The 23192-nt window shown below is 43.2% G+C and carries 22 protein-coding genes, 1 other RNA gene and 1 pseudogene; 19 read left to right on the top strand and 5 right to left on the bottom strand.

Going from position 1 to position 23192, the window contains the following annotated elements; translation table 11 throughout:
- Window position 1: 1 nt before the first annotated feature.
- The 11 genes from GC102_RS00995 (at window position 2) to GC102_RS00945 (ending at window position 9619) form a co-directional block, all read left to right on the top strand.
- Window positions 2-712: a M50 family metallopeptidase gene (locus GC102_RS00995; protein ID WP_171687839.1), complete on the top strand. Its 711-nt coding sequence runs from the start codon at window positions 2-4 to the stop codon at window positions 710-712.
- Window positions 713-819: 107 nt separating this feature from the next.
- Window positions 820-1056: a preprotein translocase subunit SecG gene (gene secG, locus GC102_RS00990; RefSeq protein ID WP_171687838.1), complete on the top strand. Its 237-nt coding sequence runs from the start codon at window positions 820-822 to the stop codon at window positions 1054-1056.
- A 76-nt stretch (window positions 1057-1132) separates the two neighbouring features.
- On the top strand, window positions 1133-1936 hold the full coding sequence (locus GC102_RS00985) for an alpha/beta hydrolase (RefSeq protein WP_171687837.1): 804 nt from the start codon (window positions 1133-1135) through the stop codon (window positions 1934-1936).
- Between the two features lie 36 nt (window positions 1937-1972).
- Window positions 1973-4876 (top strand): ribonuclease R, encoded by a 2904-nt coding sequence (rnr, locus tag GC102_RS00980; RefSeq protein WP_171687836.1) that lies wholly within the window; start codon window positions 1973-1975, stop codon window positions 4874-4876.
- Between the two features lie 95 nt (window positions 4877-4971).
- Complete coding sequence (smpB, locus tag GC102_RS00975) at window positions 4972-5454, top strand: SsrA-binding protein SmpB (RefSeq protein ID WP_047679001.1); 483 nt, start codon at window positions 4972-4974, stop codon at window positions 5452-5454.
- A gap of 173 nt (window positions 5455-5627) precedes the next feature.
- Window positions 5628-5992: a transfer-messenger RNA gene (gene ssrA / locus GC102_RS00970) on the top strand.
- Between the two features lie 404 nt (window positions 5993-6396).
- Complete coding sequence (locus tag GC102_RS00965) at window positions 6397-6654, top strand: hypothetical protein (protein WP_171687835.1); 258 nt, start codon at window positions 6397-6399, stop codon at window positions 6652-6654.
- Window positions 6651-7046: a retropepsin-like aspartic protease gene (locus GC102_RS00960; protein ID WP_171687834.1), complete on the top strand. Its 396-nt coding sequence runs from the start codon at window positions 6651-6653 to the stop codon at window positions 7044-7046. The genes GC102_RS00965 and GC102_RS00960 overlap by 4 nt, the downstream gene beginning before the upstream one ends.
- Before the next feature lie 292 nt (window positions 7047-7338).
- Window positions 7339-8118: an amino acid ABC transporter substrate-binding protein gene (locus GC102_RS00955; protein WP_171687833.1), complete on the top strand. Its 780-nt coding sequence runs from the start codon at window positions 7339-7341 to the stop codon at window positions 8116-8118.
- A 74-nt stretch (window positions 8119-8192) separates the two neighbouring features.
- Window positions 8193-8852: an amino acid ABC transporter permease gene (locus GC102_RS00950; RefSeq protein ID WP_171687832.1), complete on the top strand. Its 660-nt coding sequence runs from the start codon at window positions 8193-8195 to the stop codon at window positions 8850-8852.
- A 14-nt stretch (window positions 8853-8866) separates the two neighbouring features.
- Complete coding sequence (locus tag GC102_RS00945) at window positions 8867-9619, top strand: amino acid ABC transporter ATP-binding protein (RefSeq protein WP_312883135.1); 753 nt, start codon at window positions 8867-8869, stop codon at window positions 9617-9619.
- Window positions 9620-9776: 157 nt separating this feature from the next.
- On the opposite strand, the gene GC102_RS00940 is transcribed toward GC102_RS00945, so the two are convergent.
- Entirely contained in the window at window positions 9777-10928 is a 1152-nt protein-coding gene (locus GC102_RS00940) for a glycosyltransferase family 2 protein (RefSeq protein WP_171687831.1), read from the bottom strand.
- Between the two features lie 268 nt (window positions 10929-11196).
- On the opposite strand from GC102_RS00940, the gene GC102_RS00935 reads away from it, so the two are divergent.
- From GC102_RS00935 to GC102_RS00910, 6 genes and pseudogenes are all read left to right on the top strand, one after another.
- On the top strand, window positions 11197-12903 hold the full coding sequence (locus GC102_RS00935) for an SWIM zinc finger family protein (protein ID WP_171687830.1): 1707 nt from the start codon (window positions 11197-11199) through the stop codon (window positions 12901-12903).
- Window positions 12900-13253 carry a hypothetical protein gene (locus GC102_RS00930; protein WP_171687829.1) on the top strand — a complete coding sequence of 118 codons (354 nt, stop codon included), beginning with the start codon at window positions 12900-12902 and terminating at the stop codon, window positions 13251-13253. Before GC102_RS00935 ends, GC102_RS00930 begins: the two co-directional genes overlap by 4 nt.
- Window positions 13254-13404: 151 nt before the next feature.
- Window positions 13405-14049 (top strand): GGDEF domain-containing protein, encoded by a 645-nt coding sequence (locus GC102_RS00925; RefSeq protein ID WP_171687828.1) that lies wholly within the window; start codon window positions 13405-13407, stop codon window positions 14047-14049.
- Window positions 14050-14099: 50 nt separating this feature from the next.
- A pseudogene (locus tag GC102_RS00920) lies at window positions 14100-14462 on the top strand (PCYCGC motif-containing (lipo)protein); the annotation flags it as partial.
- 109 nt (window positions 14463-14571) lie between these two features.
- On the top strand, window positions 14572-14922 hold the full coding sequence (locus tag GC102_RS00915; protein ID WP_171687826.1) for an ArsR/SmtB family transcription factor: 351 nt from the start codon (window positions 14572-14574) through the stop codon (window positions 14920-14922).
- Window positions 14923-14935: 13 nt separating this feature from the next.
- On the top strand, window positions 14936-17101 hold the full coding sequence (locus GC102_RS00910; protein ID WP_171687825.1) for a heavy metal translocating P-type ATPase: 2166 nt from the start codon (window positions 14936-14938) through the stop codon (window positions 17099-17101).
- Between the two features lie 247 nt (window positions 17102-17348).
- Here GC102_RS00910 and GC102_RS00905 read toward each other — a convergent pair whose 3' ends face one another.
- Both GC102_RS00905 and GC102_RS00900 read right to left on the bottom strand, forming a co-directional pair.
- Window positions 17349-18425 (bottom strand): permease, encoded by a 1077-nt coding sequence (locus GC102_RS00905; protein WP_171687824.1) that lies wholly within the window; start codon window positions 18423-18425, stop codon window positions 17349-17351.
- 139 nt (window positions 18426-18564) lie between these two features.
- Window positions 18565-18954, bottom strand: a complete 390-nt coding sequence (locus GC102_RS00900; protein ID WP_171687823.1) for a carboxymuconolactone decarboxylase family protein — start codon at window positions 18952-18954, stop codon at window positions 18565-18567.
- A 264-nt stretch (window positions 18955-19218) separates the two neighbouring features.
- Between GC102_RS00900 and GC102_RS00895 the strand changes: the two genes are divergently transcribed.
- On the top strand, window positions 19219-19743 hold the full coding sequence (locus GC102_RS00895) for a GNAT family N-acetyltransferase (protein ID WP_171687822.1): 525 nt from the start codon (window positions 19219-19221) through the stop codon (window positions 19741-19743).
- A gap of 22 nt (window positions 19744-19765) precedes the next feature.
- Here GC102_RS00895 and GC102_RS00890 read toward each other — a convergent pair whose 3' ends face one another.
- On the bottom strand, window positions 19766-19939 hold the full coding sequence (locus GC102_RS00890) for a hypothetical protein (RefSeq protein ID WP_171687821.1): 174 nt from the start codon (window positions 19937-19939) through the stop codon (window positions 19766-19768).
- A gap of 326 nt (window positions 19940-20265) precedes the next feature.
- Here GC102_RS00890 and GC102_RS00885 point away from each other — a divergent pair, with 326 nt between their 5' ends.
- Entirely contained in the window at window positions 20266-22257 is a 1992-nt protein-coding gene (locus tag GC102_RS00885) for a putative glycoside hydrolase (protein WP_171687820.1), read from the top strand.
- Here the strand turns inward: GC102_RS00885 and GC102_RS40855 are convergent.
- Window positions 22254-22904 carry a transmembrane-type terpene cyclase gene (locus GC102_RS40855; RefSeq protein ID WP_446686375.1) on the bottom strand — a complete coding sequence of 217 codons (651 nt, stop codon included), beginning with the start codon at window positions 22902-22904 and terminating at the stop codon, window positions 22254-22256. The two genes, GC102_RS00885 and GC102_RS40855, sit on opposite strands and share 4 nt — an antisense overlap.
- Window positions 22905-23192 lie beyond the last annotated feature (288 nt).

The following is a 23192-nucleotide window of genomic DNA, read 5'->3' as shown; positions in this document are numbered from 1 at the left end:
TGTGAGCAATTGGGTGAAAACTATTTTATTTCTGATAGGTTCCGCGTTGCTCACGCACTGGATCCCTTCTTCTTTTTTTCGCAACATAGACACGATGGTTCATGAGTTTGGGCATGCTGTGGTGACCTTGGCGCTATCGGGGAAAGTGATGTACATTGAGCTCTATCAGGATCATAGTGGGGTGACTTATTCTTCAATTACGAAGCAATGGGCGATTATTCCGGTAGCCTTAGCGGGTTATATAACGGCATCACTCTTTGCGTGGTTCCTGTTCTCGGCTTATTCGAAGGGCAAGCAGCGTTTAGGTTTGCAGGTTATGATTGTGCTGTCCGCTCTCTCGTTAATATTGTTTGTGCGGAATGGTTTCGGAATCATGTTCTTAGTTGGTTTTATTGCGCTGACAATAATTGTTCTGGCACTTACGCCAAAGTGGTTGCGTGATTTCTACTACTTACTGCTCGCTTTCTTATGCTTAGAAGAGTCTGTGTTTGGCCCGTTCTCCTTGGTCATCTATGCATGGGGGAATGCGCGACAAGCGGGTGATGCCACCAATTTGGCATTGCATACCGGTATCCCGGCTATAGTGTGGGCCACCCTATTTACGCTTTTTGCATTGTGGTGTGCGAAACAGGCCGTGCAAGCTTTTCTAGGACGTAACAAGCGTGCTAGGAGCTCTAGCCGACAATCACCAACACCGTCCTATCGTGATTAGAAGGGGAACCATTAAGGTGTCTCTTTGTTGTATTCTAGGACGAACTGTGTTAAAATACTCATGCTAGTTGTATAAGGCAAAGAACAGGCAATTGGGGTGCTAATAACATGGTAATCTTTATGAAAATTTTGTTAATCATAGCTTCGGTTGGATTAATTTTGATTGTACTTTTACAAAAAGGGAAAAGCGCAGGTTTGTCTGGTGCCATTTCCGGTGGTGCAGAACACTTATTTGGTAAGCAAAAAGCACGCGGTATGGAACTATTTTTGTCCCGTTTCACGATGGGGCTTGCTGCTGCATTTTTCATTCTTTCCATTGTCGTAGCATACGTAGTGAAGGCCTAACACACATAAAACGATAACAGCAGGGGAAATCTACTCCTGCTGTTTTTTCATTTTAAACGGGTGTTAGGAGTAGGAGATGGTTACCATCGAGAGCAGAATTTACAAGTCGACAGAACCATTCTTTTGGTCAGGAAGTGGAGATAATCAAGAGACAGGCATACTGATGATCCATGGATTCACGGGGTCGCCCTCGGAGTTTAGACGGATTGGGTATGTGCTCAGAGATGAAGGCTATACCATCCAAGCTGTAAAGCTTCCAGGACATGGTACCTCACCCGAAGAAATGATACGAACCGGATGGACGGATTGGTATGGGCATGTGCTGGAGAGTTATGACGAGCTTGCAGCTAAATGCAAAAGCGTTGTTGTTATGGGACATTCAATGGGCGGACTGCTCGCCTTGAAGCTGGCTGTGGAACGTCGTGCGGCTGGTGTTATTTCGCTGGCTACGCCTATTTTTCTAACGTCAAGGAAGTCGGCGCTGGCCGTACTGCTGCAATATTTTATCAAATATGTGGCCAAGAAACCCAAACAAATCTCCACGTTATTAGATGAGTCATGTGCATATACCAAAACGCCGATTCGTTGCGTAGTAAGCCTGCGTAAGCTATTAAAGCAAGTGAAAAGCTTGCTGCCACAAGTCGAAGTACCGATATGGATCGGTCAAGGAAGCAAGGATGGCGTGGTCCATCAGGAAAGCGCAGCGTTTTTACATAAACGCATTAGTTCCCAAGTGAAAGAACTTCGTTATTACCCAGAGTCATCCCACGGAATGCTGCTGGATCAAGAGAGAGAGCTTATCTATGCCGATATCACTGCGTTTATCCTTTCCCTGAACGTGGCATACTATGGAGTAAAGGAAACGAGTACGGCGAACTAGAAAGCTAGGCTCAACAACAACAAGAAGGTGAAGAGTATGATTACAGATAAAGAAATCATAAGTTTGATGCAAGAAGAGGCTTATAAGCCTATGTCCTATAAAGAACTTGAGAAGCATTTTGGAATTGAAAGTGCGAATGAGTTTAAGGATTTTATTAAATTGTTAAATCAGTTAGAGGAAAGTGGTCACATTGTTAGAGGGGGAAATGACCGTTACGGCGTTCCTGAACGAATGAATTTGGTGCGAGGTAAGCTGCAAGCTCATGCCAAAGGCTTCGGTTTCTTAATTCCAGATGATCGGGACCACCCGGACGTATATATTAATGCACATGATCTAAATACCGCGATGAATGGCGACATTGTCTTCGTAAAGGTGACCGCGAGGAGTCAGGGCGGAGGCCGTCTGGAAGGCGAAGTCGTGCGAGTTATTACGCGTGCGAATACGCAAATTGTTGGTGTTTTTCAGAGTCAGGAGACGTTTGGGTTCGTGATTGCGGATGATAAGCGTGTGTCTCGGGATATTTTCATCCCTCAGCATGCCTTCATGGGAGCTGTTACGGGGCAAAAAGTCGTTGTCAAGATTGTTAACTATCCAGAGGGCCGTTCTGCGGCTGAAGGGGAAGTTATCGAGATCCTTGGTCACAAAGATGATCCAGGCGTTGATATTTTGGCCATTGTACGTAAACACCAACTACCAGAGACTTTCCAAGAGAACGTGCTGGCGGAGGCAGATGCCGCACCAGATTCCATTACGGAAGAAGAAATTATTGGTCAAGGACGCCGCGATCTTCGTTCGAAGCGTATTGTAACCATTGATGGTGAAGATGCGAAAGACTTGGATGACGCGGTAAATGTGGAGCTTTTGGAAAACGGGAATCTTCGTTTGGGCGTGCATATTGCCGATGTGAGCTATTATGTGCGGGAAGGTACTGCGCTGGATATTGAAGCTTATAATCGCGGCTGCTCCGTGTATTTGACTGATCGTGTTATTCCAATGCTGCCTCATAGATTGTCTAACGGGATATGCTCGCTAAACCCTCGTGTAGATCGTTTAACCATGTCTTGCGAGATGGAGTTCGATGAGGATTTAAAACTGGTGAACCACGAAATTTTCACGAGTGTTATTAAAACTAGCGAACGCATGACGTATACGAATGTGCGTAAGCTTCTGACGGGTGAAGCCGAGCCGGAAATTGTCGAGAAATATGACTACTTGATGGAAGATTTCAAACGAATGGAAGAGCTGGCTGCAAGGCTGCGTTCCAGACGGATGAAGCGCGGGGCGATTGATTTTGACTTTGAAGAGTCTAAAATTATCGTCGATTCCGAAGGCAAACCTACGGATATTGTGAAAAGAGAACGTTCCGTCGCCGAAATGATGATCGAAGAGTTCATGTTAGCTGCCAATGAAACGGTTGCTGAGCATTTTTCATGGATGAAAGTTCCTTTCTTATACCGTGTTCATGAAGACCCTGATGCTGAAAAGTTGATGAATTTCATGGAGTTTGTGACGAATTTCGGTTACTCGGTTAAAGGAAAAGGGAATTCCGTACATCCACGGGCTTTGCAGGCGCTTTTGGAAGAGATTAAAGGGACTCCCGAAGAGACGGTTCTTAGTAAAATTATGCTTCGCTCCATGAAACAAGCTCGCTATGATGCGCAGAGTTTGGGGCATTTTGGTTTGGCGGCGGAATTTTATTCACACTTTACATCGCCAATTCGCCGTTACCCCGATTTAATTATTCATCGGGTGATTCGCGAAGTGCTGGAAAGCGGCGGTACATTATCCGATAAGCGTCATGAATATTTGTCTTCGCGAATGAGTGATATTGCGCAGCAATCCTCGGAACGTGAGCGGGTTGCCGTTGATGCTGAACGTGAGACGGAAGCACTGAAGAAAGCTCAATACATGCTGGATAAAGTCGGCGAGGAATTCGAAGGTATTATCTCCAGCGTTACCGGTTTCGGTATGTTCGTGGAGCTCGACAATACGGTTGAAGGCTTGATTCGTCTTAGCGATTTGACCGACGATTATTACAATTTCCATGAGAGACAGTTTGCTCTCATAGGTGAACGTACATCCAAGATTTATCGAATCGGCGATGAGATCAAGATTCGCGTTGCTCGTGTCAATATGGATGAGCATACGATTGATTTTGAACTGCTCGATATGAAGCCTCGTAAAGAGGGCGGGTTTAGTCGCGGCGGAGGAGGTTCAAACCGCGGTGGAAAACCTCCATTTAAAGGTGCAGCTGGTTTTAAAGGTTTCCGCGGGGGATCCGATAAAGGCAAACCTGAAAAAGGTAAAGGCGGATTTGCCGCTAAGGGCAAAGGCGGCTACGCGAAGGCTCAGGGCTCCGGTGCTGCAGGTGGAGAGCGCAAGGAAAGAGCAGGAGGAACGGCTGAAGGCAAGGAACGAGCTGGTCAAGGCAAGGAAAGAGCTGAAGGTCAAGGGCGTGGAGCGGGACGTGCTGCAGGTGGCGCAGCTCGTAGAATAGAAGCCGCAGGACGTGCCGAAGGCGGAGCGGGGCAAGGGCGCGGTGAAGGCTCTGGACGCGCAGAGGGCGGTGCAGCAGGCGGAGCAGGACAAGGCAAATCCCGGCGCGGTAAGGCAGGGAGCACGCCGTGGAGCGAGAAGCGCGGCAAAGGTGGAGCTGGCCGCGGCAAAGCGGGCGGTCCTAAGCTGAGCGAAGGCGGCAGCTTGAGCGCAAGGCTTGAATCTGTCGGCGCAGGGCGGACAGAGAGCGGTGCTGTTCGCGGCGAAAGCAAGCGCGGCCGCGGTGTGATTGCGCTTGGGGGCGAAGCCCAAGCGGGTGGCGGTTCGCCTGCTGCTGAGCGCAGCACAGGCGGCAGTGATTGGGCGAGCGGCGTGAACGCGCTCGCCAAGGGTGGTCGTCGTCGGAGTGACGACGGCGATGGTAGCAAGAAGCGGCGGAGATAACGCCGCTTCTTGCTTTTCCGCCTTGATCTTGCTACAATAGGATGCACATTGTAGCAGTATTTACCTGCATTGAACGTGCGGGAGGAGGATCTCACGTGGCAACGAAAAAGGCAGATGGCAAACTACTCGCCCAGAACAAAAAGGCTTCACATGATTACTTTATTGAAGAAACGTATGAATGCGGTCTTGTCCTGACCGGCACGGAGATCAAATCCTTACGGGCAGGTAAAGCAAACATAGGCGATAGCTTTTCGACTATTCGCAATGGCGAAGCATTTGTACACAACATGCACATTAGTCCTTTCGATCAAGGCAACCGAAGCAATCCGGAAGATCCAACACGGACGCGGAAGCTGCTCTTAAAAAAGGCGCAGATTGCCAAGATGCTAGGGCAGGCGAAGCAGGAAGGTTATACCCTCGTCCCATTGAAGGTGTATATCCGAAATGGTTACGCCAAGCTTTTGGTTGGCATAGGCAAAGGGAAGAAGCAGTTCGACAAGCGTGAATCCGCAGCGAAAAAGGATGCACAGCGAGACATTCAACGTGCTCTGCGTGAGAAGCAGAAGATTGCCAGATAGGTGGCAAGCCCATACTGGAAGGCAACACCTCAACTTCCATGAACCTAGTCGTTCATTTTTCGTGAGCATGTGTTATACTAATTTAGCAGCAAAGATTTGAAAGCAATTTGGCTCAAATGATTATCCTGCTTTTCTTTTACCTTCACCGTCTATGACGGCAACGAAGGCAATCCGGGGGTGTTCTTGGATTCGACGGGGATAGTTTGGGCACGGGTTGCGGGTAGTGGGGCCGCGTCCACTATAAAACGCTAAAGCCTATTAAATGGCAAAACACAAAACAACTACGCTTTAGCAGCTTAATAACCTGTTAGCGTGCTCCTCCTCAGCATCGCCCATGTGACTGGGATAGGGGCTCAACTATAGTGGGATACGACGTTTGGTCTCCGCCTGGGGTCGGACGTAGGAAGACAATCAGGCTGACCCAACGCATAGCCGGTTACGGGGCGCTGCTCGGGTGACATCAAAACTGTGACTACACCCGTAGATGCCTGTGTGGCGATATTTTCGGACAGGGGTTCGACTCCCCTCACCTCCATACAATGAAGAAGCACCCGAGAGGGTGCTTTTTTCATTTGTAGGGGATTCGGAAGGAGAACCCCTCGAGGGTTCAGTCCGCGCGGACTGAAGCGTAGCGGAAGGAGCACGGCATTGAAATGTACTACTAGGGTAGTCATCGGTGAATTCGCTTCGGAGCAAGTTTAATGGATATTTCAATACTCCCCTCACCTCCATACAATGAAAGAAGCACCCGATGAGGGTGCTTCTTTCATTTGTATGGGTTTCGGGAGAGAACCCCTCGAGGGTTCAGTTCGCGCGGACTGTAGCTAAAGCGGAGGGAGCGGATCCCTTTTCCCGTAAGGTTTTAAGTCCGATTTGGATGCTTATCTAATCGGGTTTTATTTATGATATAATTAGTGTAAGGATATTAATGGAGGTGATGAGATGCGTTGGGAAGAAGTGCAGGAGAGGTTCCCTAATGAATGGGTTGTACTTGAAGCGACGAAGGCACATTCTGAAAAGGGCAGTCGTTATATTGAAGAAGTTGTGGTTATTGACAAGTTTGATAACTCATCGGCAGCAATGCGTCGATATAGCGAATTGCACAAGCAAGATCCTCAACGTGAGTACTGTTTTTTTCATACGTCTCGTTCCACTTTAGTAGCCCGTGAAAGATACGTTGGAGTACGAGGACCTAGATGAATTATCATATACAATATGGTCTCCCTTTTGTGACTGTTATAATTCAATTTCGCGGACAGAGACTTATACTTGAAAAAGTTCTGTTGGATACGGGATCTGCGGGAACAATTTTCAATACTGATGTGGTTGGAGCAATTGGAGTAATCCCTGAATCCGAAGATGTAGTTGATACTATTCGAGGTGTCGGCGGAGTTGAATACGTGTATACAAAGAATTTTGATGCTATTTATCTTGATAGCGTTTGTTTAAATAATTTTCAAGTTGAGGCCGGCAATATGGATTATGGAATGGAAATTGACGGAATTATTGGATTTGATTTTATCCAAGCTGCAAAGCTAATCATAGACACGATCAGAATGCAAGTCTATTCAGTTGACCATGTGAATAACTAGTAGCCATCTTCCTAAACATCCTAAGCATCGCACGGTGTCGAATTGTGGATTTGCCAAGCCACGGCTCACCTCCATACAAAATGAAGAAGCACCCGATGGGGGTGCTTTTTTCGTTTGTATGGGTTTCGGGAGGAGAACCCCTCGAGGGTTCGCCCGCAGGGACTGAGGTGCGGAAGAACATCTGCCAATAACTGTATCGACATTTTCTGAGAAAATATGATATCATGTAGTTCTTGATAAAGTGGTAACGTGCTAAAGTCTTTGATACAAATGTTAAAGGTGGAGTTGGAATATGAAAAGATTGGCAACGATGGCATTAGTAATCACGGCGGCAATTTCTCTAATTACAGGATGTTCGAGTTCAAAAGGTAACGCAGGTGACTCGAAAAAGGTAGTGATCGGCATTGATGATAAATTTGCGCCGATGGGATTCCGAGATGAGAAGAATGAGATCGTCGGTTTTGATATCGATTATGCGAAAGCAGCTGTTGAAAAAATGGGTACAACTGCAGTTTTTCAACCGATTGACTGGACAACCAAAGAATCAGAGCTGAACAGCGGCAGGATTGATCTCATTTGGAACGGATATACGATTACGGACGAGCGAAAAGGCAAAGTTCTTTTTACCAAACCTTATTTGAAGAATGCGCAGGTGGCTGTCACGCTGGCTAAATCCAATTTCGCCAAGCTGGATGATCTGACTGGTAAAGTTGTAGGGCTTCAATCCCTCTCTTCGGCAGCAGACGCATTGAACGGGAGTCCGTTAAAATCCAAAGTCAAGACCGTTACGGAGTATGCCGATAATGTTCTAGCGCTAAACGATTTGAAGATTGGCCGCATCGATGCGGTGATCATTGATGAAGTTGTCATTAAGTACTACATGTCCAAAGAAAAGGGAAGCTTCAAGCTGCTCGGTGAATCGCTAGCTCCTGAAGAATACGGGATTGGCGTGAAGAAAGGCAACGAGGCTCTGCTTCAAAAGCTGCAAAAAGCGCTTGACGAGATGAACCAAGACGGCACCGCAGCTAAAATTTCGCAAAAGTGGTTTGGTGAAGATAAAGTATTGAAGTAAACGTAATCGAAGAAGTTAAGGCAAAATCGGATTTCTTTTGGAAATCCCGTTTTTGTTTTTGGAGGTATTTTTTGATGTCAGCTGATTATTTCACTTCGATGGTCATCCCTATGCTGGAAGGGGCCCAAATGACGGTCCTTTTGTTTTTAATTGCCATTGTGGTGTCCATCCCTTTAGGTTTTGTCCTTACATTGGCGGTGAAAAGCAGTAACCGATCGATTGCGGGGCTCGCTAATACGTATATTTATATCATGCGCGGAACGCCGCTCTTGCTGCAATTGCTCGTGATTTGCTTCGGACTTCCCATGCTGCCGGGTGTCGGACAATATCTGGTGCTGGACCGATTTACCGCTGCCTGTTTAGGTTTTATTCTGAACTATGCGGCTTATTTTGCTGAAATTTTTAGAGGCGGTTTACTTGCGATTGATAAAGGCCAATATGAGGCTTCGCAGGTGCTAGGTTTTAGCAAGTGGCAGACCATGCTGCGAATCATACTGCCTCAAATGTTTCGAGTCGTCTTGCCTGCAGTTTCCAATGAGTCGATTACGCTGATTAAAGATACCGCGCTGCTTTATGCTGTTGCAGTTCCGGAATTGCTTCATTTTGCCCAGACGGCGGTCAATCGTGACTTCTCCATCATGCCTTTCTTTATCGCGGGCATTATTTATTTGGTCATGACACTTCTGCTAACTGTGTTTTTTAAATGGCTGGAGCGAAGATTTAAATTTGAATAAAAGGGATGGCGCGTGTGGCAATCATTGAAGTAGCTAACCTCAGTAAGTCATATGGCGAGTTGAACGTGTTGAAACAAATGACGTTTCAAGTGGAAAAGAAAGATGTTGTTGCAGTCATTGGTCCCTCGGGTTCCGGCAAAAGTACGATGCTCCGAAGTCTTATTCATCTTGAGCAGATCAATAGCGGCACGATTCACATAGTAGATGAGGTTTTGGTCAAAGATGGGATCTATGCCAAGCCCTCTGAAATCAAACGGATCACCTCCAAGATGGGGATGGTGTTCCAACACTTTAATTTGTATCCTCATCTTACAGTGAGAGAAAATTTGGAGCTCGCTCCGCGAATCGTTAAAGGTGAGCCGATGACCGGATTTCGAAAACGCAGCTTGGAATTGTTGGAAAAGGTTGGACTCTCCGAGAAGGCATTGGATTATCCAGCTAAGCTTTCAGGGGGCCAGAAGCAGAGGGTCGCGATTGCCCGAGCATTAATGATGAACCCCGAAATCCTGTTGTTCGATGAACCTACCTCCGCCCTCGACCCTGAGTTGACGGGAGAGGTGATGCAGGTGATGAAGAACCTCGCAGAGGAACACATGACGATGATCGTTGTGACCCATGAAATGGGTTTCGCCAGAGAAGTAGCGAATCGGGTTATGTTTATGGACAAAGGAGAAATCGTTGAATCCGGCCACCCACAGCAGCTTTTTACAAATCCGAAGTTTGATCGGACGAAAGCTTTCTTGAATGTTGGTTTGGCACAGCAGTGATGGGGGAAAAGGTTTAACGATTGAAGAAGCACCCGATGAGGGTGCTTTTTTCATTTTCAACATGCGTGGCTACTTGCGAGGGAATAGATATGGGGCCAATCCCATTGCAATTACTTGACCACTCATAATCATGCATACACCGGGAAACCGAGTAATGTTACTTTACCAGCTTTTCAGACTTCAGCAGCATTTCTCGTAAAACGGTAGCGACTCGACTTTTGCTGTTCTTTGCTTTCTTTTTTATCCATCGTAATGATTTTTTGTGTGCATGGGTATTATTTTGTTGAAAGAACTGCTTGGCTGAAATTTGTAGTGTTTTCTTTAACAACAGTGCTGACGAACGTGTTAACTTAGATCGGATTCCCCTGCGCAATACCCTTAGCGTATTTTTGTAAGCCTCGAAATCCTCAGATGGAGGTACTAGAGCGAATAAATTTAACGAGGGGTCATTGAATCCGTAGGTTTCAAACATGATTCTCAAATTTTCATTATTTATAATATTCCCTCTCAAGTGGTTTGGATGTTCCTGGTGATATCCGACAACCTCTTTGATGCAATAAAAAGGGATCTTCAATTGATGCAGCCTGTAACCAAGGTCCCAGTCTTCGAGTCCATAGAGTACAAACCGTTCATTGAATCCTCCAATACGAGTCAATTGGCTGCGTTTGATCGACACACAACGAGTAACTAGTAACATCCAAGGAGCTACATCCGTTTTGGCAAATTGCTTTTTGACATTTGGGGGTACTCTTGTGGGGATAACAACTTTTGACAAGGCACCCGTTTGATGAAGGATATCTTCTGGCGTTATTAGCGGAATAATTTCATTCGCTGCTTCAAAGTCCGCATTCCATAAGTTGGATTGTGTAACTCTGTTGCGAAAATGTTCTTTTTCCTCAAGGGAAAAATCAGGGTAATAATGGGTATAAGCATCATCCCACGAGTGAGGAATGCCTGAAAGCACGGCCCTGGGATATTTGCGGTGATAACGGCTCACAATTCTAATGAATTCAGGTAAAACCAAAAAGTCAGCATCACAGAAGATGATATATAACCCTTTCGCATGGCGCAGCCCCAAGTTTCTAATGGCAGATCGACCGCGTTGTTCCTGATGGGTAACATAGATAAGGGGGTAGGATGCTTGGAAGCCTTCGACCATTGCTTTCGTTCCATCTGTAGAACCGTCATCAGCTACAATCACTTCGAATTGATGCTTCGGATAAGTTTGTGTTTCAAATGAAACGAGCGTGAGCAAAAGCTGCTGGGCTCTATTAAAGGTTGGAATGATGATACTGTAGCGGATAGCCAATGTGATCTCCCCCCGACCATTTTTTTAGAAAACCCTTAAATTAGAAGATAAAATAATAACAATATATTCAATGAGTTTAGCATGGTATAGTCTAACATCCTTTAGGGTTCGAAAAAGGTTTGGGCTTATTAGGGATGTATCTTTATTGTGATTTGAGAAAAGCAATAGTAGGCAAGAAGAGACAAATTTGAGAAAATGAAAACATGAACGGCTCAAATCATTTAACATTCAAGATACATCATATAGTTAAGAAAGCAGGGATACATAGATGAAATTGAAAGAAATTGAGAATAGCATAGATCCTATCATTCTTGAGCGCGGGGAAGGGTATCGAGAGAACGGTCATATTCTATCCATTGAAGAGGTGGGGCCAGGATTGTACCGAGCTGAAGTTGAGGGGAATGAGCTTTACGATGTGGAGGTTCATCTTGGCTCCCGCGGTGAAGTGGTATATACAGCGTGCGACTGTCCTTACGACATGGGGGCAATATGTAAGCATGTGGCTGCTGCGCTTTTGGAAATTAGAGACGAGCTATCTCATAGTAAAACAGCTTCGGATCCTTCTAAATCTAAGACCTCAGGTAAAGTAAGTTTATCTGACGAACTGTCTAAGCTTAGTAAAGAGGAGCTGGTTGCGTTACTTGTCCATTTTTCGAAAGAGATTAAGGAAGTAGACCATTTGCTTACTCTGAAATTTCATGACTCCAGCAGTGACGAGGGGTTAGCCCAATATAACAAAATGATTCAATCCTATGTGAAGCGGAACTCCGATCGACATGGTTTTGTGCCTTATCGCAATGTGTCCTATGCTGTAGCAGGTGCTGAACTGGTTATGGAAAAAGCCGAGGAAGAATTGGAAAAAGGCCAGCACTTGTCTGCTGTTAAAATAAGCTTTTGCATTTTGCATGAGATGGGGGAATTGCTTCAGTCGTGTGATGATTCTGATGGCATTGTAGGTGGGATGATTCAGCAGTGTTTGGATTTAGTTCATGATGCAGCTTGTGATCTCGAAAGCAATTTCGAAATAGATAGACCTGCCATGTTGCAGCTGCTTCTCAAGGAGGCGTTTCATCCGAACCTCGAAGGATGGAGTGAGTGGCAATTATCTCTTTTAGAAAGTGGTGCATGTTTGATAAAGAATGATAAGGAGAGGACAGAGTGGGAGCAGCAAGTAGTGAAATTAGAAGAGAAGGAGAAACGAAATTCCTCATATGGATTGTATTTTGCCGAAAATATTGCTAGGCTCCGGTATCAAATGATTCAGAAGTTTGATGGTGATGAACAAGCAATGAAGTTTTTACAAGATCATCTCGAATTTACCGCTTTTCGTAAAATGGCGATTGTTACTGCTATGGAACATCAGCAATATGATAAGGCTTTGCAGTTAGCCGAGGAAGGCGAGCGTCATGATACAAGTAAAGGCTATCCGGGTCTGGTTGATCAGTGGAAAAGATATCGCTATGAAATATATCAGCTTACACACCAAGTTGAACATCAAAAAAAGCTGGCGGAGGAATTCCTAGTATCGGGTGAGTATTCCTACTATGCGCAATTAAAAGAATTATTTAGCAAGGATGAATGGTCATCTGTTTATGAGAGGATTTTAAGAAATCTGGAAAATAATCAGAGAGGAAATTGGCGTGTAAATTCCTTATACACCCAATTACTTATAGAAGAGAAAGAGACACTGAGACTGCTGAATTATGTCCAAACGCATAAAAGTTATGTAGTGGACTTCTATAAGCATCTGGTAGGTGAGCATGCAGAAGAAGTTTTTGGATTGTTTGTCGAACACATTGTGGAGGAAGCAGCTCGAGCAACAAATCGAAAAGCGTATCAGAAGGTGTGTCAAATTATCCGTCAACTGATCAAAGCCAATGGATCGGCTCAAGCGGAAAAGTTAATACAACAGTTTCGTCTTGTTTATCCGAATAGACCTGCTTTCATGGATGAACTGCAGCAGATTAAATCATGAAATTACCAAGAATGAAGCAAAAAAGTGATCATAAAATTCAGATGCTTAAACTTGTAGAGGAATGGCGATTCCGAAGGGTTCCCTACCTCGAGAGGGTCCTTAACGGGAATTTCGGTCAATTCAGCTTCATCATGAAAGAATTCCGGAAAACGGCAAGGGATTTGAACCTTAAGGAATCATATACCGCCTATATGTCCTGGGGAAAAGGGGCGAAAAGTCAACTGCGTTTCTCGAAATCAGGTGACTACCAAGTTGAACGACACTATTCCACCCATTATGTAAAGCCGCCTAACCCGGAACAAGCCCAACTTCAACCGCTCCAGGTGAATTTGGAATATGAATGGAATTAGTTTGGTTATATTCATTGAGATTAGTAGAGAACCAAATATTGCTTGAAATGCATAGAACAAGTGTGTCACTATAGAAGCTATAAAGGCTAGCAAAATTGGTTGTCGTGAAACGAACCTGATTTTAGACACATTTGAATAATGGTGATTTAGGATGAAATATTCAGGAAGAATCGTTATTATATCGGTCGTTTTAATATTAATAGTAGCCATAAGAATGTATGGTACTCTTTACTATAACTATCCCTCTCTTCAGTTTCCCATAATTGGTATTTTTATTGTGTTTGCAAGCTGGTTGCTAGGAACACAGTATGATAAATTGAAGTTCCTTTCGGAAAAAGATAGTCTGACCACACTGTATAACAGGAGATTCATATTGGAAACCTTTCCTAGGCTCATCGCTTCGGTGGATCGAAAACAGGAAAAGTTGATTTTATATTTTATTGACGTGGATAACTTTAAAATAATCAACGACACCCATGGGCATAAAATCGGTGATCAGGTACTGCAAAGGATTGCAAACGTACTAATACTCCATTCAGAAAAAAGGGATTTAACTGCTCGTTGGGCAGGAGATGAATTTTTGATTCTTTCCACTTTTTCTGATGCTTGCCAAAGGGCGATGATGATTAATCGTATTCAGAACGAACTAAAGTTAGCCTCTAAAGAGTTCAATTTAGATATTTCCGTTTCTATTGGAACGGCTTCGTATCCCGATGAGGCGCAAACATTAGATGATTTACTTCATGCGGCAGATCAAGATATGTATTCTTTGAAATCCGATAGAAAATTATCATAGCAAAAGAGACACACACTGTGTAAGTGTCTCTTTTGCTATGTGCTTATTTACAGAAAACGGAATCAGTTAATGTGTTGCCATCTTTCTTGAAAGGACAAGCAGAACAAATCAGATTGGTGTACGAAGCATCGGGAAAGGCGACTGAAATATTAAAGTGGATGCCATGTTATTGTGGATGCGGTGAAAGTGCTGGGCATACCAGCAATATGAACTGTTTTGTAAAAGAAGTTCATGCAGATGGCTCGGTAATATGGGATGACCATGGTACCCGCTGCGGAGTTTGCTTACAAATTGCTGTGGAGTCAATAAAAATGAAGCAAGAGGGAAAATCTTTAAAACAAATTCGTGATAGTATTGATAACACTTATAAAAAGGGTTATGCAAATCCAACAAAAACCCCAATGCCTGTTTAATACCGAAGCCCCATCAAAATGTGATGGGGTTTGAATTTGACACATATATTAGGGGAGGCTAATATGATAATTATATTAGTGATTGTTAATTCGTTTGGAGGTAGTCTCAATGAATCAAAAACAATTTGATCAATTAGATGTTAAAGCCAAATTCATTCGTGGCTTTAGTGATAAGACGCGGCTTCAAATACTGGCATGTATTAAAGATAAAGAAAAACCTGTATCCCAAATCGTTGACGAAATTCAGGGGAATCAATCGAACATTTCCCAGCACCTCGCGTGTTTGAAGGGCTGCGGAATTATTGTTGGAAGGCAAGAGGGCAAATATGTGTATTACAGTTTAAGAAATGAACAAATCATACAGCTATTAAACATAATGGATGATGTTTTCAACCAAGTCGAGGAGGAAGTAGCTGCATGTGAACAAAATGACCAATTGGATTGTTGCTCCAAAATATAAAGGAGGGACCCCAATGAATGAAGATATAGAGAATAAGGATTCTTGCTGTTCGGATAAAAGTTGCGAGTCAAATAAAGAACCGAAATTTAGCCGAAAATCGGATTTTCTGATCGGCGGTATGGATTGCAGTTCCTGCGCTTTAACCATAGAAAATCATATGAAAACTCTTCCCTCGATCAAAAGTGTAAGTGTCAATTTCTCAACTGGAAAAATGATTGCTGAATACGACAACTCAGTTGAAGAAATTATCAAAGAAGTGTCTAAATCCGGTTATAAAGCTACGCTAGTTTCGAGCAAAAGGAAAAGCGCTCAGAAAAAAGACAACTCAGGTACAAACCTAATCATTTTGTCAGGTGTTCTACTTCTTTTTGGTTTTCTAGGCTCCTACACGAATGTATCGCCAAACTTTACTATTCTACTTTACGCAATATCGATTATTATAGGTGGTTATAAGCCAGCTAGAAGCACTTATTATGCAGTGAAAAGCCGTTCACTGGATATGAATGTACTCATGACTGCAGCTGTTCTTGGTGCGGTGGCAATTGGTGAGTGGTTAGAAGGTGCTACGGTTGTTTGGTTGTTTGCGTTAGGCAATGTCCTTCAAACGAAGTCTATTGAAAAGACCCGAAATTCGATTCGAGGCCTAATTGACCTGGCACCTCCCGAAGCGTTCGTGAAAAACGGTCAGGAGCTTGTCAGAAAGCCTGTAGAGGAGATTTCAGTTGGGGATGTCATTGTTGTTAAACCAGGGGATAAAATCCCTTTAGACGGTCTTGTTATTGGTGGGGAATCGAGTGTAAATCAAGCGCCAATTACAGGAGAATCCATTCCTGTTGATAAGCATCCCGGAGATGGCGTATATGCAGGGACAATTAATGAACAAGGATCTTTGGAGATTGAGGTAACCAAACTGGTTGACGATACGACCATCTCCAAAATCATTCACCTTGTCGAAGAAGCCCAAGAACAGAAGGCTCCTACTGAAGCTTTTGTAGACAAATTTGCTCGTATCTATACGCCAATTGTATTTGTTCTTGCTCTCGTTGTGATGGTTCTTCCTCCACTTGCCGGTATTGGAAGTTGGGGGGGATGGTTCTATAAAGGATTAGAATTGTTGGTGGTTGCATGTCCTTGTGCCTTAGTTATTTCAACTCCTGTGGCGATTGTTTCAGCAATAGGAAATGCAGCCAAGAATGGGGTTCTTATCAAAGGTGGGGCCTATTTAGAAATAGCGGGAAGGATTTCAATGATTGCTTTTGATAAAACAGGTACTTTAACGGAGGGAAAACCAAAGGTAGCACAAGTTGTTTTAACAGGATCATCAGAAGAAGAGTTGCTGGCTATTGCACAAACACTAGAAGAATACTCCACACACCCTATCGCAAAAGCAGTGGCCCAGTACGCCAAAGATAAAGACGTCCCTGTCAGTCACGGCGATAAGTTCAGAAATATCGTTGGTAAAGGTGTCAGCGCAATTATTGGCGATAGCGAGTACTTTGCAGGAAACCTTAAATTGTTCGAGGAGCTAAACACTTCTCTAGGAGAACTTGGATCACGAATCCTATCCCTTCAACAAGAAGGAAATACAATCGTTATTGTAGGAACAAAAGAGAAAATACTAGGTGTCATAGCTGTTGCGGATGCTATTCGTGATACTTCCGTAAAAGCTCTTAAAGGGCTTCAAGCCGCCAACGTCAATCAAGTTGTGATGTTAACAGGCGATAATGAAGGTACAGCTAAGAAAGTTGCTACTATAACTGGGGTAAACCGATATTTTGCAGAGCTTTTACCCGAAGATAAAGTGAAAACTATTAAACAACTTCAAGAAGAAGGCAATCTTGTGGCGATGGTTGGAGACGGCATAAATGACGCTCCTGCACTTGCAACTGCCAATCTAGGTATTGCTATGGGCGGGGCAGGAACGGATATGGTAATGGAAACCGCAGACATCGTGTTGATGGCTGACAATCTTGAAAAACTACCTCATACTGTTAAATTGAGCCGTAAGGCAATACGAATAATCAAACAAAACATTTGGTTTTCACTCATCGTTAAGGGTCTTGCATTGATGTTGATTTTCCCTGATTTACTCACCCTCTGGATTGCTGTAATTAGTGACACAGGCGCAGCTTTAATTGTAATTTTAAATAGTATGAGATTACTGAAAGTTAAGGGGTGAGACAAAGGATAACCTCCTTCGTTTTTTCCATGAATTAGAATTGAAATCGAAAATGAGGATTGATCTTTTTGGGATTGCCTTGGCAATACAGAAGAGGTTCTGCCTTAATTGGTGGCGTTGGAGTTGATGCAGAGCATATAGCCGAGAGTATAACTAAAAGCAAATATTTTATTGGTATATCATAATATAAAAAGCTTCATCTAGCAGTCTCTGCTAGATGAAGCTTTTTGTTATTTTAACGGTATGTTTAAAGAATAATAACACCGACTATGCCGCTTAATAAACCAAGCCCAACTACTGAAACAGTAACAAACAGAATGACTTTCTTAGGAAATGATTTCGATATCATTAGCAGAGAAGGCAAACTGACGGAAGGCAACGTAAGCAATAATGCGGCTGCGGGTCCTGTCCCAAGGCCAAAAGACATTAAAGATTGAATAATCGGTATCTCTGCCGCTGTAGGGATAACGAACAGCATGCCTGCAATAGCAAAACCAATAATAAGAAGAATACTATTTCCTGCAGTTTCCCCAACCGCAGGAAATAACCAAGCTCTGCTTGCTCCTAACAAAAGTACCGCGATGATGTAAGCTGGAACAATATGAAGAATCATCGACCACATACTTTTGAACCATCTTTGTATGAATGAGCCGGCTTTTTCTTCTGTTACTTCCTCTGTTTTAACCGTTAGATTCTCTGGAAGTTTCGTTTTTCCAGCAAAAAGGTTGGCGTAATAGCTTACTCCAAAGGTTAATATTAAACCAAATATCAACCGAATTAAGGTGAACTTCCAAGACAAAACAAAGGTCATAAACACCAAGGTTGCTGGGTTAATGGTCGGGTTTCCAAGCCAGAAAGCAAGGCTTGCGCCAACGGATACATTCTTTTTACGTAACCCTACTGCAAGAGGCGCTGCGCAGCATGTGCACATCATACCAGGTAGGGAGGAAAATCCCCCGATTAAAGTACTTCTGAAAGAAGTTTTACCAAGCACCCTCAGAAGCCATGTAGACGGTAGAAGTACCTGTAACAATGAACCAAGGACAATGCCTAGCAGCGCTGCCTTCCAAACTGATTTGTAGTAGGTCAGTGCATAATCCCATGCGGCTTGCCAAGAAGGGGCAGGGGCTGTAGGATTTTTACCAGAAATTATGGACGACCCTATAGAATGTTTAGTTGCAGCATCGAATGCTTTATGATAGTAAGGCCACCATTTCACATACGTTAAACCAACAATAGCGATTATTAAAAAAACGACAACATATAGTACAACCCTTTTGTTAATTGGATCTATATGAGGTGAGGTATTACTGGTATGTGTCATTATATTCTCCAAACATTAGGTTTTGACAAGCTAAATAGGTTTTCATTATACCATAGAAGAGGATGAAGATACCTTTTTTCTGCTGGTTAAAGGAAGGAAGCCCTGTGCACAAATTACTCAGGGCTTTTGTATCACTTCATTAACAGAAGCAATCAGGAACTAAGGACTGCTGGTCTGTTGTTTGTCCGGATAACTGTTCTGGATTATCCTCGAATGCTATTAAGGCATGTGTCGCATGGCTGAGAATAGCCCCCGCTCGCGTAGAAGCAGCAATTAAAATTGCCTCTAAGATTTCTTCTTTCGTGCCACCTAGCTCTTTGCACTTTTTTACATGTACATCAATACAGTAGGGACAACCCGTCACGTGGGCAACGGCCACAGCAATTAGTTCTTTCATCTTTAAAGGTATGGCATCTGTAGAATGAAAGACGTCCCTTTCGAAGGACAAAAAAGAAGCGGCAGTTTGTGGGGCGAGCTTCATAAGCTCAGGAATTCGTTTTAGATTCGACCGGTCGTAATAATGATTCATTGTTAACCTCCCATAAAAATTTGATGGATCTATTATTAATTTATAGGGATTCGAATCGATTTTCAGTGACTTAATCACAAATACTAGTCCTTTAATACACGGGTGATGGTCTGAGCATGTATAAAGAAAATGTGTGCCATCTAATCAGATTTCAAAATAATTATCTGTTATAATGATGCAATATGTATCAAATGGTGGATGGAATTCATGTATATGACTGCGATCTGGGGAGAAATTTAGTCTAAAAGTCAGGAGTTGAATCGAATGAACAAAGTCCGACTAATTAAACCTTCTATGGAATTCCGTGATCAGTATTTATCGTTCTATCAAGATTGGATCAGCAGTGGTGAAGATATCGTGCCTTGGGTTGTTGAAAAAGATCCCAGCGATTTCCATGCAATGCTAGAATTTCTCTATTCGGAAGACAGCGAAGAGAAATTAGTCACTTCTAATTGGGTTCCCCATTCAACCTACTGGTTATTAAATGATGAGAACTTTCTAGTGGGGGCTGTAAACATTCGTCACCGATTGAACCAAAAGCTTCTAAATTGCGGTGGTCATATTGGCTATGGAATAAGGCCCTCCTTTAGACGAAGAGGGTATGCGAGTGCCTTGCTATATCAGACATTACAAATAGTGAAAGAGATGGGCTTGGATAAAGTACTAGTGGTATGCGATAAAGGCAACGTTGGTTCTGAGAAGACGATTCTCAAGCAGGGTGGCACCTTTGAATCAGAGTTTATCGAAGATGATGGAAATATGGTTAGGAGATTCTGGATTACGTTATGAGGGAAAACCGGCACTTGAAATGCTAGGGATTGGCTATGATTTTACCATTTTGCCACTCAAATTCATATTCAAATTGTTCGGTTGAGCTATAAAGTTCTGGTGAGTACGGACGCACAATATGATTCTCAGTTGCACTGGCACTTAAAGCAGATAGGAATAACATACAGGCAAATACAAGAATTATTTTTGCTGTCATATTTCGATGCCTCCGCCACAATAAGATAACTCAATTGTAGGGTTCATATGTAATTGGAGTATTATCACTAAGTAAATAATTTGTTTACAAAAAGGGAGGGGTCATGGATTTGTACAGCCACGGTTCACCCCCACACAAAATGAAGAAGCACCCGACGAGGGTGCTTTCTTTCATTTTATGAGACGCCCCTCCATATTTCAACCCTCTCAACTCCTTCATATCTCTACCGATTGAGGAAATTAAGAGACTCGTCATATCCCGGTATGATATAGTTACAAAATTAGGATGATTATGGAAATATTATCGAGGATAACGGAGTGGTTGATATGAGAATAAAGTCATTAACGATTTTATATTTTCTGATTACATTAGCATGTTGTGCGATTGCACTTAGTGCTTGCGAACAAACGCATTCCAATGGCGTAGCTAACGAGAAGTCAACGGAGACAAAATTAGACCTATGGACTCCAACCCATGTGGATGCCTCACAGATTCCCTTAACTTTTACTTATACCTCTAATAAGACAGCAAGTTATGTTGTCGATTTACTGATTAAACCGGAAGGTTCAACTGAATATCGTAAAGCAACATTAGATGGAAATTCTTCTTTTGAAAGCAAAGAAGGAGAAAGTGAGTTCACAGTTTCATGGGATAAGGAAAAAGATTCTATTCAAGCAAATCTTTCAGTTGACCTCCGTTTAACAACCACTGATAAAGATGGGCATACAACGAGTTCTGATCTTAATCGATTACGCTTTGAATCGCGGGAGACCATTCGTAATCACGTTCAGGATTATTTGATCTATTATGGCAAATGGACTGATTCGTTAATTGATCAAGCAAGGCAGAAGTATCGATTGGTTATTATAGATACACGCAGCGGCATTTCACCTAAGCAAATAGCCAAGATTCGTGCGGGAAAGGACCCGCATGATGCTTCGGATGATGTTCTCGTCTTAGCTTATGTTTCAATAGGAGAAGATCTTCGGACGGCGGGAATGAGCCCGGATGACATGAAAAAGGATGCGAGATTCGTACTGGATGGATCCGGTCCCTCTACGGATCCGCGAGCAGGAGCCCCTTTCCCCAAAGGTAGCGACGTTCCAAAGGATCTTGATCTGAAGGGGAAAGCGAGCAATGGAGGGTTTGCTCCCTTTTATCTGAATGATAATTTCGTGACTTTCGGTACGATCGGGAAGGCGGGAACGCCAGATTTTAATACGAATTTCAAGGCTGCATTTGTAAATCCCGGTCACCCTGAATGGTTTAAAGCGTTACTCGACATGAAACTTCAAACGGATAAGGTATCGGGAATTAAAGAGCTTTTGACCCGCGATTCCAGTCAAGGTTATGGTTGTGACGGGTTGTTTTTGGACACCTTGGATACTGCGGCACCAAATTCTTTTACCGATGCATCCAGTTCCAATCAAGGTCAATTTGAGTGGGTTCAGCCTGGGATGAAGCAATTAATTGCGAACATTCGACAAGCGTATCCGGATCGGTTTCTGCTCGCGAACCGTGGGCTTTTTTTCTACAATCCTGACTTGACAGCCTATGCGTTCACTTTACGAGGATTAGTTGATTTTGCTTTATTTGAAAGTTATCGGCTGGATAGCAGCTCGGCTCAGTGGTTTAACGAAGCTACATTCAATGATAATAAGTATAATTATGTACAAAAGCTTTTAGCTGAATCGGATCGTGGTAACGGATTTCGTGTTCTCAGCCTTGGTTATGCGGAAGGGCCGAACGGTGATTTGATGAAGAAAGCGCTAAATGGGGAACAGAATGAAGCATCAAAAATGTTACTTGCTGATGTACAAGAAGCTAATGACTTAGGAATGGTTCACTATATATCCAATGCTCAGGTTGCAGCTATAGATACTTATGTCATTGATCATCGGGATGCTGCGTCTAAACCGCCAATTTGGGGAAATACGATGACGCCTCCTTTCGGTAAACCTTACACGGAGCCGAGAGTAGGGATTCAGAATATAGATATCCGAGGAAAAAATGTCTTTGTTCAGTGGGATGTGGCACATTCTCAGGCTCGTCCCATTTCGTACACGCTTTATGTGAAAGAGGGTCAAGACTTTGATTTTAAACAGGACATGAAGAATCAAGAGGCACAGGCCATTCCACTGAATTTGGGCATTCCTTTAGACTATGCGGGACGAGGAGATCGGACCAAACGCTACCCCTACGAGGATAAGGTGGAAGGGCTGGCATCCGGGAAAACCTATTATTTTCTCATTAGGGCTCGCAATGCAGCTGATCAATTTGACAACAACGAAAAATCAATGAAGATTATAGCCCCTTAATAGAAAGAACGGTGAGTTATTGTGGATCTATGAATGATCTTTACTGACTTGCTATAAACTAACAAGATGTAAACGACGTCTAGAATAAATATAAGAATGTACATCATAGTTAACAAGATTGAATGCGGGTTTAGGGAATAGCACCAAATAGATGCACACAGGGTACCCACCATTTTAGAGTAGGCGATGTAGATGGATTGGCCGTGCAAATCTTGTTTCAGCAGCATTTTTATAAAAAGTAAGGACATCATTAGATTGATTCCAAATGCGGAGTACTTGCCCTCAGGATCATGAAATTCGACAGCCATTCCGTAGTGAAGCAGCAGCGCAATGACTAGTAAGGAGAGAATTATAGGTTTTGTAGGCCATTTTGGAGATAGGCTTTTAGAAAAATAGAAAAATTGAAACAAGATGATACAGTCTAATAAAAACCATAGTAGAGTTACGATTTGCTGGAGTGGGTGGAAAGGCATGACGAGGGAAAACAGAAATTCCCAAGTAATATTGGCACATAGGGCGACTATTGGCATTCCGCAGGTTCGATCACGGAACCCTTTATAAATGATCCATATATAAGCGATTGTCCAAAAAAAGACGATGCCAAACTGTAGAATAAGTTCTATTTGTGGTGGTAAAAGGTGCTCCATACGTAGTAAATCGCATCCTTCCAGGGAATTCTCTTTGATAAATATGATTCATTTAGCTGGTCTATGCACAGATATGTAAATCTAAAAAGCAGCTCGGCCACCAAGTGGTTGGAGCTGTTTTTTGCATAATTGGGAGGATAGGGCAGGATGTTTTCGAATACATAGATTTGGTTAGGTCTAATCCATTCTTAGGGCGGAATACTTGGCTTTAGGTATCCATAGACGGTTTTTCACCCAAATTGCTATTTGTTATACTTAATAGGACCGATGCGAAATGAAAATAAGCAA

The sequence above is a fragment of the Paenibacillus germinis genome (genome assembly GCF_013141785.1).
Taxonomy (GTDB): domain Bacteria; phylum Bacillota; class Bacilli; order Paenibacillales; family NBRC-103111; genus Paenibacillus_E; species Paenibacillus_E phytorum.
Note: the sequence above shows the minus strand (reverse complement) of the source record. Positions and strands in the feature narration are given on the sequence as shown.